Raw genomic sequence first — 15,730 nt, 5'->3', positions numbered from 1 at the left:
CAGTGCTATATTAAAGAAATCGCTAATTTATAAACATAAGACCTCACAGGTTTCTTGTGCTGAACTTGATTCAGTATAAAAACCTTTAGGTCTAAAAAGAATAAAACATCATGAGTAAAAAAGAAATAAAATCAGTAAACTACGGTTTAGAAAAAATATTTGAAGGAGCACAAGATTTTCTTCCACTTTTAGGAACAGATTACGTTGAGTTTTACGTAGGTAACGCAAAACAAGCAGCGCATTTTTACAAAACTGCATTCGGATTTCAATCGCATGCATATCGTGGATTAGAAACCGGAGCAACAGATTCTGTTAGTTATGTATTAACGCAAGACAAAATTAAGTTGATGCTTACAACTCCGCTAAACAGTAAATCACCAATTAACGACCATATTGTAAAACATGGAGACGGAGTTAAAATTGTAGCACTTTGGGTAGAAGATGCAAGACAAGCTTATAAAGAAACTACTTCTCGCGGAGCGAAATCTTATATGGAACCAACCGTAGAAAAAGACGAACATGGAGAAGTTGTAAGAGCAGGAATTTACACCTACGGAGAAACAGTTCACATGTTTGTTGAACGTAAAAACTACAACGGAGCATTTTTACCAGGATTTGAGAAATGGGAATCAGATTACAATCCGCCAGCAGCAGGTTTAAAATATATCGATCATATGGTTGGTAATGTTGGTTGGAATCAAATGGATGTTTGGGTAAAATGGTACGAAGATGTTATGGGGTTTGAAAACTTTTTATCGTTTGATGACAAACAAATTCACACAGAATACTCAGCATTAATGAGTAAAGTAATGTCTAACGGAAACGGTAGAATTAAGTTTCCAATTAATGAACCAGCAAAAGCAGCAAAACGCTCTCAAATTGAAGAATATTTAGACTTTTACGAAGGCGCAGGAGTACAACATATTGCCGTTGCAACTGATGATATTTTAAAAACTGTTTCTCAATTAAGAGCAAACGGTGTTGAGTTTTTATCAACGCCACCAGATGAATATTACAAATCAGTTCCAGGAAGATTAGAAGAATTTAGTCATGAGTTAAAAGAAGATATCGAAAAACTGAAAGGTTTAGGTATTATGATTGATGCAGATGAAGAAGGATATTTATTACAGATTTTTACAAAACCAGTAGAAGATAGACCAACCTTATTTTTTGAAATTATTCAAAGAATGGGAGCTCGTGGTTTTGGAGCAGGAAACTTTAAAGCCTTGTTTGAATCAATCGAAAGAGAACAAGAAAAAAGAGGAACACTTTAAAAAAATTTCGTCATTACGAGGAAGAATGACGAAGTAATCTCTTAATTAAAAACAGATTGCTTCGTTCCTCGCAACGACGAATTTTAACATTATGAATAAAGACGAAATATTAAAAGCAATAGAAGAAAAGTACAATAAATTAGGTGTTCCGATTGAAACTATGTTGGAAGGTTTGTTACATAGCACACCAATAACCTATTGGGATTATATCCAAACAGATGCTTTATTAGGGTTGCAAATACCAAGAACAACTCAAAAAGATGAAATGGTTTTTATCATGTATCATCAAGTAAATGAATTGTTGTTTAAAATGATTTTATGGGAAATTGATCAAGTTGCAAAAGCTGTTAATGTTACAGCTAAAAAATTCTCTATGCATTTAATGCGCATAAGCAGGTATTTTGATATGCTATGTAATTCATTTTCTGTAATGGCAGATGGTATGGAACGTGAGCAATATTTAAAATTCAGAAATACTTTAACACCAGCAAGTGGATTTCAAAGTGCACAATATCGTAAAATAGAATTTGCATCTACAGAATTAATTAATTTGATAGATCATCGCTATAGAAATTCTATTGATAGAAACTCATCATTTAAAAATGCTTATGACCACTTATATTGGCAAGCAGCAGGTGTAAATCATAAAACGGGTAAAAAATCTACCTTAATTAAATTATTTGATAAGAAATATATTGGTGATTTTATCGATTTTATGGAGGATTATAACGATATAAATTTATCTAAAAAATTTAAACAATTACCTGAAGACGTTCAACTAGATTCAAAACTTATTAAAGCTATGCGTCATTATGATTACACTGTAAATGTTAAGTGGGTTATGGCTCATTACAATGCAGCGGGTAAATATTTAGGTGGTGGCGATAAAGATTTAGAAGCAACTGGAGGAAGTAGTTGGCGTAAATACATGCATCCAAAATATCAAAGAAGAATATTCTTTCCATATTTATGGAGTGAGGAGGAACTGAAAAATTGGGGAACATTTTAATAGTATAAACTTACCTATTAGTAGTTTTAATACTTAACTTATTATTAGTAAAGTCGATTGCAAAATTATGTAATCGACTTTTTTTTGTTTTTGGAACGGTAATTGTCATTACTTTTTTATAAGTTTGGTATTTATGAAAAAGTATACATTATTATTTTTTGCCTCATTTTTCTTAACTGTTACTTTTAGTCAGGAAAAAAAACTGCCTTTAAAAGCGGAGAATCCTTACGCTATAAAATGAGCTATAGCGGTTTTCTAAGAGCTGGTACTGCAGTCTTAGAAGTTAATGAAACCGTTTTAGATGGAAAAAAAGTATTTTATACAAAAGGAACCGGTTGGACTTCTGGGATGATAAAATGGTTTTTTGAAGTTGACGACTTATACGAGTCTTATTTTGATAAAGAAACAATAAAGCCTTATATTTTTAAAAGAAAGATTAACGAAGGAGGATATAAAAAACATAGAATTACTAATTTTAATTATCAAACTAAAAAAGCATACGTACAAGACTTTACACAACAAAAAGATACTTCTGTAGCTTTTACCAATGTACAAGACATGATGTCTTCTTTTTACTACTTAAGAAACATAAATTCGGAAAGTTTAAAGAAAGGAGATGAGATAAAATTAGACATGTTCATGGATTCTCAAATATATCCTTTTAAACTTCGATTTCTTGGCAAACAGGTTATTAAAACCAAATTCGGAAAAGTAAAGTCATTAATTTTTAGACCTTTAGTGCAATCTGGAAGAATTTTTAAAGCACAAGAAAGCGTAACAATTTGGATAACTGATGATGCAAATAAAATTCCAATAAAATTAATGGCATCTTTATCCGTTGGTTCTTTAAGAGCTGAATTAGAAACTTATGAAGGGTTAGCAAATCCATTTCAAAAAAATTAAATCGAGTTCACGAAACCGTTTTATTAACTTCTAGTATTAGTTATAAGATAAATCAATTTTATTTGTATTTTTGGAACATATCCCTAAGAATACTTTACTTGAAAAAAATAATAATCTTATTAGCTATAATCTTGTCTGTATCTTCTTGTAAAAATGAAGATTCTAAACCTGTCGTAAAAGTTAAAGAACCACAACCAGAGATTAGATTTGGTTATAAAATTGAGGACTATAAAGTAATTCAAGATACAATTAAAAGCGGAGAAAGTTTTGGAGCAATTTTAGATAGACATCATGTTAATTATCCTAAAATATTAGAAATAGCTTCTACAATAAAAGAAACTTTTGATGTTAGAAGAGTTAGAGCAGGAAAACCATACACTATATTAGCTAGTAAAGATTCTCTAGAAAAAGCTCAAATTTTTATTTATAAGCACGATAAAATAAACGCAACTATTGTAGATTTTAAAGATTCTATTATTGACGCCTCTCTTTTTAAAAAACCAATTAAAGTTTTAGAAAAGGAAATTGAAGGTGTTATAAATTCTAACCTTTCGGTAACAATGGATAGTTTAAAATTAAAACCAAATCTAACATGGAGAATTGCTGATATTTATGCTTGGACTCTAGATTTTTATGCGCTTCAAAAAGGAGATTCATTTAAATTGATTTATGAAGAAAAATTTATTGACGACTCAATTTTTGCTGGTTACGGAAAAGTAAAATCCGCAGTTTTTAAACATAAAGGAAAAGATTTATATGCTTTTAGATTTGTTGCAGATACTATTCTAGGTATTCCTGAGTTTTATGACGAAACTGGTAAAATGTTACGTAGTCAATTTTTAAAAGCACCTATTAAATTTCAATATAGAATATCTTCTAGATATAATTTAAATAGAAGAATTAAATACTACGGATATAAAGTTAAACCACATTTTGGAACCGACTTTGCTGCTAGAATTGGAACACCAATTATTGCTACCGCAAGTGGAACAGTTGTAGAATCTACAAGAAGAGGTGGTAACGGTAAGTTTGTAAAAATTAAACACAACAGCACCTACTCTACTCAATACCTGCATATGCAAAAACAAAATGTAAAAAGAGGGCAATATGTAAAACAAGGAGATGTAATTGGCTATGTAGGAATGACTGGTAATTCTGGTGGGCCACATGTTTGCTACCGTTTTTGGAAACATGGCAGGCAAGTAGATCCTCTAAGGGAAAAGTTACCAGCTGCAAAACCTATGAAAAAAGAAGTAAAACCTAGATTTTACAAATATATTCAACCTCTGCAATACCAACTAGATCACAAAAGAATTCAGGTAGAAAAACCAGATGTAATTAAAGAAACTATTGCACAAAATTAAAAAATGGCTATAACAAACATCAACCCAACTAAAACTGCTGCATGGCAAAAATTATCAAATCACTTTAATCTGGTTAAAGATATTAACATTAAAAATTTATCAAGAGAAGAAAATCGGAAAGATAATTTTTCTTTAGAGTTTGATGATTTACATGTAGATTTTTCAAAAAACAGAATTACTAATGAAACTGTAAAGTTACTAGTTGAACTTGCTAATGAAGTTAATTTAAAAGAGGCTATTAAAAATCAATATTCTGGAAAACAAATTAATGTTACAGAAGGAAGAGCTGTTTTACACACTGCTTTAAGAAGCAGTACAGAAGAGCCAGTTTTAATCGATGGAAAAAACATTAAACCACAAATACAATCTGCTTTAAGAAAAATTAGAAGCTTTAGTAATAAAGTTATTTCAGGAAAATGGAAAGGATACACAGGAAAAGCAATAACAGATATCGTAAATATTGGTATTGGAGGTTCTGACCTTGGACCCGATATGATCGTAGAATCTTTGCAATTTTATAAAAACCAATTAAATTCTCATTTCGTTTCTAATGTAGATGGTGATCATGTTTCTGAAATAATAAAAAGATTAAATCCCGAAACCACTTTATTTGTTATCGTTTCTAAAACATTTACTACACAAGAAACTATTACTAATGCAGAAACTATTAAAAACTGGTTTTTAAAATCTGCAACAATATTTGACATTCCAAAACATTTTGTGGCAGTTTCTACAAACTTAGAAGCAGTTGATAATTTTGGAATTGACAAAAACAACGTTTTCCCTATGTGGAATTGGGTTGGAGGACGTTTTTCTCTCTGGTCTGCAGTTGGTTTGTCTATAAGTCTGTCTGTAGGTTTCGACCACTATAAAGCTCTACTAGAAGGCGCTGAAGAAATGGACAATCATTATAAAAACACAGATTTTGACAAAAACATACCTGTTATACTTGCATTAATAAGTATTTGGTATAATAACTTCTACCTTGCAGAAACAGAAGCTGTACTACCCTATTCTCAATATTTAAAGAAATTACCAGATTATTTACAACAAGCTGTTATGGAAAGTAACGGAAAAGGTGTAGATAGAAATGGTGATAAAGTAGATTACCAAACAGGAACAATTGTATGGGGAAGCACTGGTACAAACATGCAGCATGCATTTATGCAGTTAGTACATCAAGGTACTAAATTAATTCCTGCAGATTTTATTGGTTATAAAGAATCTTTATATGGCCTAACTGATCATCATAAAAAATTAATGGCAAATTTTTACGGACAAATGGAGGCTTTAGCTTTTGGAAAAACAAAAGAAGAGGTACATTTAGAACTTAAATTTTCTGGTAATGAAGATAAAATAAATCAATTATTACCTTTTAAAGTTTTTGACGGAAACAGACCTAGTAATGCAATTGTATTTGATAAATTAACACCTAGATCTTTAGGTAAATTAGTTGCCTTATATGAGCACAAAATATATACTCAAGGAATTTTATGGAATATATATAGTTACGACCAATTTGGAGTAGAATTGGGAAAAGAACTTGCTAATAAATTATTAAAAAACCAATAGAACAACACATTATACCAATAATAAGCATTCATTTAATCTAGAAATGATTTTATGTTAATAAATGTGTTAACACTTAATTTACTGATAAATAACCAATAACATAAATTTTACCTATATTTAATCTCTTAATTTTTTGTTAAAACTTAACATTAAATTAACATTGCAAATCTTTAAAAGCAAGACTTTTGCAGAACATTCATTAATATAAAATTAAACAATGAGAAATTTTAAAAACTTATTATTTGTAGCTTTATTTTTTGTAACAGCTACTGTTTTAGGACAAACTAAAATTACAGGAACAATCGTTGATGAAACAAATCAATCTTTGCCTGGAGCAAGTGTTTTAGAGAAAGGCACTTCTAATGGAACAGATACTGACTTTGATGGAAAGTTTTCTTTGAAAACTAACTCAAATTCTGGTACTCTAGTAATCTCTTTTATAGGTTACAAAACTAAAGAAGTTACATTTTCTTCTTCAAAAACAAACGTTGGTAAAATTCAATTAGTTGAAGATGCTACTTTAGACGAGGTTGTAATTACTGCTACTTCATTTGCTATTGATAGAAAAACGCCAGTAGCGGTTTCTACAATTAAAGCTGCAGACATTGAAAGAAAATTAGGAACACAAGAATTTCCTGAGGTATTAAAATCTACACCAGGTGTGTACGCTACAAAATCAGGTGGTGGTTTTGGAGATGGTCGTATTAACTTACGTGGTTTTGACTCTGAAAACGTTGCAGTTATGATTAACGGAGTACCGGTTAATGACATGGAAAACGGAAGAGTATATTGGTCTAACTGGGCTGGTTTATCTGATGTTACTTCAGCTATGCAAGTTCAAAGAGGTTTAGGAGCTTCTAAAGTTGCTGTACCTTCTATTGGTGGTACAATAAACATTTTATCTAAAACTTCTGATGTAGAAAAAGGTGGTAATGTAATTGCTTCTACAGGTAATGATGGATACCAAAAATATGGCTTTACTTTATCTACTGGTTTAATGGATAACGGTTTTGCTTCAACAGTATCTTTTGCAAAAACTACAGGAGAAGGATATGTAGATGGTACTCAATTTAATGGTTTTAACTATTTCGTTAACTTTTCTAAAGAAATAAATGAAAATCATAAATTATCTTTCACAACTTTTGGGTCTCCACAGAGACATGGTCAAAGACAAAACAGAAGTACTATAGCTACTTACAGAAATGCTGAATCTGGAATTCGTTTTAACCCAGATTGGGGATACAAAAACGGACAAGTAACGCATATAGAAGATAACTTCTATCACAAATCTCAAACGTCTTTAAATCACTATTGGACAATGAGTGATGTAACTTCATTATCTACTGCTGTGTATGTATCTTATGGTACTGGTGGTGGTGGTGGAACTGCTGGTTCTAACACAGAATTATTTAAAACAAGATTAGGTGGATCTGATCAACCAGTAGATTTAGATAACATTGTTGAAATTAATAGAGCTAATGGTGCATTAGGTTCTGAAGCAATTTTAAGAGCTTCTAGAAACGATCACGAATGGTATGGAGTTTTATCAACATTTAAAACTGAACTTACAGACAACTTTAACTTAATTGCTGGTTTAGACTGGAGAACATATACAGGAAAACACTTTAGAGAAGTAACGGACTTATTAGGAGGTCAATACTTTTTAGATGATTCTGATGTTAACAATCCAAATGCAGCTTTAAAAGTAGGAGACAAGTTTTCTTACAATAATGATGGTAATGTAGGTTGGTTAGGTTTCTTTGGACAAATTGAATATGATGGAGACGATTTTAATGCGTTTGTTTCTACTTCTTTCCAAAATACTTCTTATCAAAGAGTAGATTACTTTCAATATGCTCCAACTAGTGATTTAAGAACTTCTGACAAATACAATTTCCAAGGATATAGTATTAAAGCAGGAGCAAATTACATTTTAGATGGTCAAAACAATGTTTTTGCTAACATTGGTTATTTCGAAAGACCAGCTAATTTTGGTGCTGTTTTTACAAATTTTGATAACGAAGAAATTAACCCAGACGCAGAAAATCAAAAGATTTTTAGTATGGAATTAGGATATGGTTTAAGAGGAGAAAAATTTGCTGCTAACGTAAACTTATACAGAACTGAATGGAGAGATAGAACTTTTACAGAAAGTATTCCTAACCAAACAGCTGGTCAAGATGATTATACTGCAAATATCTTAGGAGTAAACGCTATTCACCAAGGAGTTGAAGTAGATTTTACTTATAAACCAACAGGAAACTTTACATTAACAGGTATGTTATCTTTAGGAGATTGGAAATGGGATAACGATATCTTAGATACACCAATCTTTGATGGAGACCAAAACCAAGTTGCAACTGTAGATTTATTAATTAAAGATTTAAAAGTAGCTGATGCAGCACAAACAACTGCAGCCTTAGGTATGTTATATAAATTCTGGGATAAAACAAGTATAACAGTAGATTATAATTATTTCGCTAACTTATACTCAGATTTCGATATTTTAGGAAGTGCAAACATTACAGAAACAGGAGATGTTAAACAACCTAGTGTAAGACCAGGTGATACGTGGAAAGCTCCAAACTATAGTACTTTTGATGCTAGTTTACGTCATGGATTTACTTTAGGAGAATTCGATACGACTCTTACAGCTCGTGTTAACAACTTATTTAACACAGAATATATAGCTGATGCTTTAGATGCAAGTGACCCACTAGTATGGTTTGGTTACGGTAGAACATTTAGTTTAAGTGCAAAAATTAAATTTTAAAAAATTTTAAAACCTTTTAAAAATGAAAAAAATATTTTATTCTTTCGCAATACTTTCTTTGCTGTTTACGTCATGTAACCCAATGGAAGACATTTATGAAGAAATCGATACTAAAACAAATTTAGATGCAATTGTAGGTGATGTTACACGTACATTATCAGATGAAGATTATAAAACTTTAGAATTATCTTTCGGTAACTTTAGTTCTATAGATGATGCAAAATCAATGTTACCAGCTTTTATAACTGATACATATCCTGCATTAGGAGTTACTTATAAATCTGATGGATCTATTAATGAAGCTTCATCTGCTGCAATAACTTATAAGTTATATAGCCCTATTAATTTTGAAGCTTATACACTTACAGATGCAGATTATACAGATTTTGGGGCAACTAGTTTAAATACAAGTGGAGATTTTAATGCTTTTTTAGGAGCTCAATTTCCTTCTGAACCAAATGGTAGTGTTGTAGATTTAACATATAACACTTTAGCTCCTCAAATAGAGTATACTTTAACTGATGATGATTTTGATTTAGTTGGAAACGGACAATATGATAATTTTGACATTAGATCTGGTAGAGCTGAAGAAGAAATTGAAACTAGAAGAGCTAAAATAGAAACTATTTTACTTAACAATTTCCCTGATGCAGCTGTTGGACAACAATATTTAGTTTCTTATGCTATTTATGATGGTTCTGCCGGTGTGTTACAAATGTTATTACAATTAAATGCTTCTAGTGAATATGTTTTAATTAACGGTTATACTTTAACAGATGCAGATTTTGCTTCTGTAGGTAATGGACAATACAATAACTTTGATACAAGAGAAGGTAAAGACGAAGAAACTGTAGAAGCAAGAAGAGCTAAAATAGAAACTATTTTATTAAACAACTTCCCTTCTTCAGTTAGTGGTGATCAATACTTTGTTACTTATGCTGTTTATAATGGTACGAATACTACTTTAAACATGCTTTTAGAATTTGATGGTTCTGGATACCTTTTAGTAGAAGCTACAGTTATTTCTAAAACAACAAGATTTACTTATACAGGTTCTTGGGCTGCTCCTATTACTTTCAGCCGTGCTGAATATGCAGTTATGGGGCAAAGTTACCCTAACTTTAGTAATGAAGATGAAGCTCTTTATAAAATAGGAATTTACTTAGAAACTCTATATCAATTTGCAGCTGCTGATGATTTTGTTGCGGTACAATACGATTTATATAGTGGTTCTTTAAATACTGAAAATGTAAACTATGTATTTGATGGTTCGGTTTGGAATGCAATTCCTACTGTAATTGATACAATTTTAAAATTTGGACATGATGGTACAAACTGGGTTCCAGATAATACTATTAAATACACATTAACAAATGCAGATTATGCTTTAGTTGGTAATGATAGATACAACAATTTCGATGTTAGAACAGGAAAGGATGAAGAAAAAATTGAAGCTCGTTTAGTTAAAATTAATACTATATTAAAAGCAAACTTCCCTTCTTCTGAAGAAGGACAAAAATTCTCTGTTACTTACGCAGTTTATGATGGTACAAACAGTACTAGAACAACAAACGTAATTAAAGTTGGAGCTGATTATGTTTTACAATAATCGTATTTCATTTAAATAATATAAAACCACCTCTTTCGAGGTGGTTTTTTTATGCAAAATTAGTAACTTTACATTATTAAAAACGAACTACAACATTATGAAAGACATACATTCTTATTGGGCTTATTTAGTTTTAGCAATTCTTATTTTTGCAGTTGTGAATGCAATTATTGGTCTAATACAAAAAAAGAATTCACAGATAAAGATTTACGCATAGGGTTATTTACCTTAATTGTAACACATATTCAATTATTAATAGGCTTAGGCTGGTACTTTATGTCTCCTTGGTTTAAAGCTCTTAAAGAAAACGGTGGTGAAGTTATGGGAGATAAAGCTACTAGATTATTAGCAGTAGAACATCCTGTAATGATGATATTAGCTATTATTTTTATTACAATTGGTTGGTCTAAACACAAAAAGAAAACAGAAGATGCTGCAAAATTTAAAACTTTTGCTATATTTTATGGTATTGCCTTATTATTGATTTTATCAAGAATCCCTTGGAGTAACTGGTTCTAAACATGAAAATTATAAGCTTTATATTCTCATCTATATTTGCAATAGTATTTTTTTCTTTATTATTGATTTTTCACCCTATACAATGGATTGGTTTAAAAATTTTTGGTTATAAAGGTCATAAATTTGTAGTAGATTATATGAATTGGTTTTTAACAAAATCATTAATTACATTAGGAATAAATGTTTCTGTAGAAAACAAGCAAAAAATACCAGAAAACACAACTATAATTTTTGTTTCAAATCATCAAGGAATGTTCGACATACCTCCTATTATTTGGGCATTTAGAAAATACCATCCAAAATTTGTTTCAAAAATTGAGTTAGGTAAAGGCATACCAAGTATTTCGTTTAATTTAAGAAATGGCGGAGCTGCTTTAATTGATAGGAAAGACCCCAAACAAGCAATATCTACTTTAGCAAAATTTGCTAAAAACATAAATAAAAATAAATGGTCTGCAGTTATTTTTCCAGAAGGAACTAGAAGTAGAAATGGTAAACCTAAAAACTTTGCACCTAACGGATTAAAAGTACTTAGCAAATACAATAAAGAAGGGTATGTTGTACCTTTAACTATAAACAACTCGTGGAAAGTTTTTAAATACGGTAAATTCCCATTAGGTATTTTTAGTCCGATTAAAATAACAACACATCAACCAATAAAAATAGATTCTTTACCTTTTGATGAACTATTAGCAAAAACAGAAAAAGTAATAAAGGATCACATAAAATAAAAAATGTCTATAAAGAACATTAGAAAAGAAGTAATGCAAACTCTGGAAAAGAATATTGACACCTTTGTTGATAAATTCTTAATTCCTGCAGAAAAAATTTGGCAACCAACAGATTTCTTACCAAACTCACAAAAAGATACTTTTATTTCTGAAGTAGAAGAAATTAGAGAATTATCTAAAGAGTTAGATGATGATTTTTGGGTTGTATTAGTAGGTGATACTATTACAGAAGAAGCTTTACCAACTTACGAATCTTGGTTATTAGATTTAGACGGTATACACCAAGACCCAGATAATGGTTGGGCAAAATGGATACGTGCATGGACCGCAGAAGAAAACAGACACGGAGATACCTTAAATAAATATTTATATTTATCTGGCAGAGTAAATATGCGTGAAGTAGAAATTACTACGCAACATTTAATTGCAGATGGTTTTGATATTGGTACTTCTTCAGATCCATATAAAAACTTTGTTTATACAAGTTTTCAGGAATTAGCAACTTATATTTCTCACAATAATGTAGCAAAAATAGCACGTAAGAAAGGACACAAAGCTTTAGCTAAAATGTCTAAAATAATTGCAGGTGATGAAATGCGTCACCATATTGCATACACAGATTTTGTGAAACAGATTTTTACGATAGACCCATCAGAAATGATGTTAGCTTTTAGAGATATGATGAAATATAAAATTGTAATGCCAGCATTACATTTAAGACACTCTCATGAAGCTAAAGGGACATTATTTGATGATTTTTCTGTTGTAGCTCAAAGAATTGGTGTTTATGCAGGATTTGATTATGTAGACATCATAAAAAAATTAAATACTACTTGGGAAATTGATAAAATTAAAAACCTAACTCCAGAAGCAGAAAAAGCTAGAGATTGGTTAATGAAATTACCTGATAGAATGTATAGAATAACTGAGAGAATTATAATACCAGATACTAAGTTTGAGTTTAAATGGATGATTCCGTCTTAATAAACCAATTATAATTACATTATTTTAAATTATAAGGTTGTTTTTTCTTTAAAAAAGAACCTTATAATTCATTTTAAAATTTGTCATTAATTGTAAAGTTAAAACCGCATAAGTTTTTGTAGTTTTATAACTTCAATATTTTTATAATGGCAGACCAAAAAAGACTATTTCTTGTTGATGCATTTGCATTAATTTTTCGTGGATATTACGCATTTATAAAAAACCCAAGAATAAATAGTAAAGGATTAGATACCTCTGCAATTATGGGTTTTATGAACTCTTTACTCGATGTAATAAAACGTGAAAGGCCAGATCATTTAGCGGTTTGTTTTGATAAAGGAGGTAGTGTAGATAGAGTAGAAATGTTTGAGGCTTACAAAGCCAATAGAGACGAAACTCCAGAGGCTATAAAACTAGCTGTTCCTTACATACAAGAAATTTTAAAAGCTATGCACATTCCTATAATGGTTAAGGAAGGGTTTGAGGCAGATGATGTTATTGGTACTTTAGCAAAACAAGCAGAAAAAGAAGGATACAAAACCTTTATGGTAACACCAGATAAAGATTTTGCTCAACTAGTTTCTGAAAATATTTGTATGTATAAACCTCGTTTTGGCGGTGGTTATGATATTTGGGGTGTACCTGAAGTGCAAGAAAAATTTGGTGTTGTAGATCCTATACAAGTTATCGACTTCTTAGGAATGATGGGAGACTCTGCAGATAATATTCCTGGTTTACCTGGTGTTGGAGAAAAAACTGCAAAGAAATTTTTAGCCGCATATGGTTCTATGGAAAATTTGTTAGCAAATACCCATGAACTAAAAGGTAAAATGAAAGAAAAAATAGAAGCAAACGGAGAACTTGGGTTGCTTTCTAAACAACTAGCCACTATTATGCTAGATGTTCCTGTTACTTTTGATGCAAAAAATTTTGAATTAGACCAACCTGATAAAGAAAAAGTAACAGAAATTTTTAACGATTTAGAATTTAGAAACCTTTTAACTAATTTCTTAAGAACTTTTAATGTAGAGAATCTAACTGCAGCAAAAACTACAGAAAATAAAACGGAAGAAAAACCTAAGGAAGGTGTTAAAAAAACAATTTCAAATACTGAAGGGCAATTCGATTTATTTGCAGCCCCAGGAACAGGAAGTGTAACAGAAGAAGCTGTTGCATCCGGATTTAAAACAATAGAAAACACCAATCATTTTTATCAGCATATAGACTCCCTTTTTCAAGAAAATTATTAATCCAAAAGTTAATGTCACAAACTTCGGTTTGTTTTGATACAGAAACAACAGGTTTAAAAGCATTGGAAGTAGAATTAATTGGTATCGCTTTTTCATACGAAGTCGGAAAAGGCTATTATGTTTCTTTTCCAGAAAACCAAGAAGAAACAAAAACTATTCTAGAGGAATTTAGATCTTTTTTTGAATCTGATATTGAAAAAATAGGTCATAATTTAAAATATGATATCAAGGTTTTATCTAACTACCAAATGCCTGTAAAAGGGAAATTGTTTGATACCATGATTGCGCATTATTTAATCAATCCAGATATGCGCCATAACATGGATGTTTTGGCAGAAACTTATTTAAACTATCAACCTGTTTCAATTACTGAATTAATTGGTAAAAAAGGTAAAAATCAACTTTTTATGAGAGTTGTTCCAATTAAAGATCAAACAGAATATGCAGTAGAAGATGCAGATATTACACTTCAATTAAAAGAACATTTTACAAAAGAATTAGAAAGTGGTAATGTAACCAAATTATTTAATGAAGTAGAGTTACCTTTAGTTTCCGTTTTAACGGCCATGGAAATTGAGGGTATTAATGTAAATACTGATTTTTTAAAGGAACTATCTATAGCATTAACAAATGACATAGATGCTTTAGAGAAAAGCATTTACGAACAAGCTGGCGAAGAGTTTAATATAGCATCACCAAAACAGTTAGGAATTGTATTGTTCGAGAACATGAAATTGGTAGATAAACCTAAGAAAACCAAAACTGGTCAATATAAAACGGGAGAAGATATTTTATCAGCTTTAGAAAAAGAACATAAAATTATAAGAGATATTAAAGAATATCGTCAATATAAAAAACTACAAAGTACGTATGTAGATGCATTGCCAAATGAAGTGAATCCTAAAACAGGAAGAATTCATACCCAATACATGCAAGCTGTTGCTGCAACAGGAAGACTAAGTTCTAACAACCCGAATTTACAAAACATACCTATAAGAACTGAGCGAGGTCGTGAAGTTAGAAAAGCATTTATTCCTAAAAGTCAGGAATATGTTTTATTAGCGGCTGATTATTCTCAAATTGAATTGCGAATTATTGCTGCTTTAAGTGAAGAAGAAACCATGATGGAAGCTTTTAAAAATGGAGAAGATATTCATGCTTCTACAGCAGCAAAAGTATTTAATGTTCCTTTAGAAGAAGTAACGCGAGAACAACGAAGTAATGCAAAAACAGTAAACTTTGGTATTATATACGGTGTTTCTGCTTTTGGATTAAGTAATCAGACTGATTTATCTAGAGGTGAAGCAAAGGAGTTAATAGATACTTATTACGAAACCTACCCAAAATTAAAAGCATATATGACCGCTCAAGTAGATTTTGCAAGAGATAACGGTTATGTAGAAACTGTTTTAAACAGACGTAGATATTTAAAAGATATTAATTCTAGAAACGCTATGGTTAGAAGCGGTGCAGAAAGAAATGCAGTAAACGCGCCTATACAAGGTTCTGCAGCAGATATTATTAAACTAGCTATGATTAATATTTATAATCGTTTTGAGAAAGAAGGTTTTAAATCGAAAATGCTATTACAAGTACATGATGAATTGGTTTTTGATGCTCATAAAGACGAGTTAGAAACCATTAAACCAATTATAAAACACGAAATGGAAAATGCTTTTAAAATGAGTGTTCCTTTAGATGTGGAAATAGGTATTGGTTATAATTGGCTAGAGGCACATTAA

The 15,730-nt window shown here is 30.7% G+C and carries 9 protein-coding genes and 2 pseudogenes; all 11 read left to right on the top strand.

Features of this window, described 5'->3' with window-relative positions; all coding sequences use genetic code 11:
• The first annotated feature begins 110 nt into the window (after positions 1-110).
• The 11 genes and pseudogenes from hppD (at position 111) to polA (ending at position 15,730) form a co-directional block, all read left to right on the top strand.
• Positions 111-1,274 carry a 4-hydroxyphenylpyruvate dioxygenase gene (gene hppD / locus N5A56_RS15360; RefSeq protein WP_274270533.1) on the top strand — a complete coding sequence of 388 codons (1,164 nt, stop codon included), beginning with the start codon at positions 111-113 and terminating at the stop codon, positions 1,272-1,274.
• A gap of 91 nt (positions 1,275-1,365) precedes the next feature.
• The gene (locus tag N5A56_RS15355) at positions 1,366-2,283 is read left to right on the top strand and encodes a tryptophan 2,3-dioxygenase family protein (RefSeq protein WP_265726560.1); all 918 of its coding nucleotides are present in this window, start codon (positions 1,366-1,368) and stop codon (positions 2,281-2,283) included.
• 237 nt (positions 2,284-2,520) lie between these two features.
• Positions 2,521-3,186, top strand: coding sequence for a DUF3108 domain-containing protein (locus tag N5A56_RS15350; protein ID WP_265726561.1), 666 nt, complete (start codon positions 2,521-2,523; stop codon positions 3,184-3,186).
• A 98-nt stretch (positions 3,187-3,284) separates the two neighbouring features.
• Complete coding sequence (locus tag N5A56_RS15345) at positions 3,285-4,550, top strand: peptidoglycan DD-metalloendopeptidase family protein (protein WP_265726562.1); 1,266 nt, start codon at positions 3,285-3,287, stop codon at positions 4,548-4,550.
• A gap of 3 nt (positions 4,551-4,553) precedes the next feature.
• Positions 4,554-6,122: a glucose-6-phosphate isomerase gene (gene pgi / locus N5A56_RS15340; RefSeq protein ID WP_265726563.1), complete on the top strand. Its 1,569-nt coding sequence runs from the start codon at positions 4,554-4,556 to the stop codon at positions 6,120-6,122.
• Between the two features lie 217 nt (positions 6,123-6,339).
• Positions 6,340-8,895, top strand: a complete 2,556-nt coding sequence (locus N5A56_RS15335; protein WP_265726564.1) for a TonB-dependent receptor — start codon at positions 6,340-6,342, stop codon at positions 8,893-8,895.
• Between the two features lie 22 nt (positions 8,896-8,917).
• The gene (locus N5A56_RS15330; RefSeq protein WP_265726565.1) at positions 8,918-10,504 is read left to right on the top strand and encodes a hypothetical protein; all 1,587 of its coding nucleotides are present in this window, start codon (positions 8,918-8,920) and stop codon (positions 10,502-10,504) included.
• Positions 10,505-10,601: 97 nt separating this feature from the next.
• Positions 10,602-11,023, top strand: a pseudogene (locus N5A56_RS15325) (hypothetical protein).
• A 2-nt stretch (positions 11,024-11,025) separates the two neighbouring features.
• Positions 11,026-11,754 (top strand): lysophospholipid acyltransferase family protein, encoded by a 729-nt coding sequence (locus N5A56_RS15320; protein WP_265726567.1) that lies wholly within the window; start codon positions 11,026-11,028, stop codon positions 11,752-11,754.
• A gap of 3 nt (positions 11,755-11,757) precedes the next feature.
• Positions 11,758-12,738 carry an acyl-ACP desaturase gene (locus tag N5A56_RS15315; protein ID WP_265726568.1) on the top strand — a complete coding sequence of 327 codons (981 nt, stop codon included), beginning with the start codon at positions 11,758-11,760 and terminating at the stop codon, positions 12,736-12,738.
• A 146-nt stretch (positions 12,739-12,884) separates the two neighbouring features.
• A pseudogene (gene polA / locus N5A56_RS15310) lies at positions 12,885-15,730 on the top strand (DNA polymerase I).

This window comes from Polaribacter ponticola (assembly GCF_026191475.2).
Lineage (GTDB): Bacteria > Bacteroidota > Bacteroidia > Flavobacteriales > Flavobacteriaceae > Polaribacter > Polaribacter ponticola.
The sequence above is the reverse complement of the archived record's forward strand: the minus strand, read 5'-3'. Positions and strand labels throughout refer to the sequence as shown.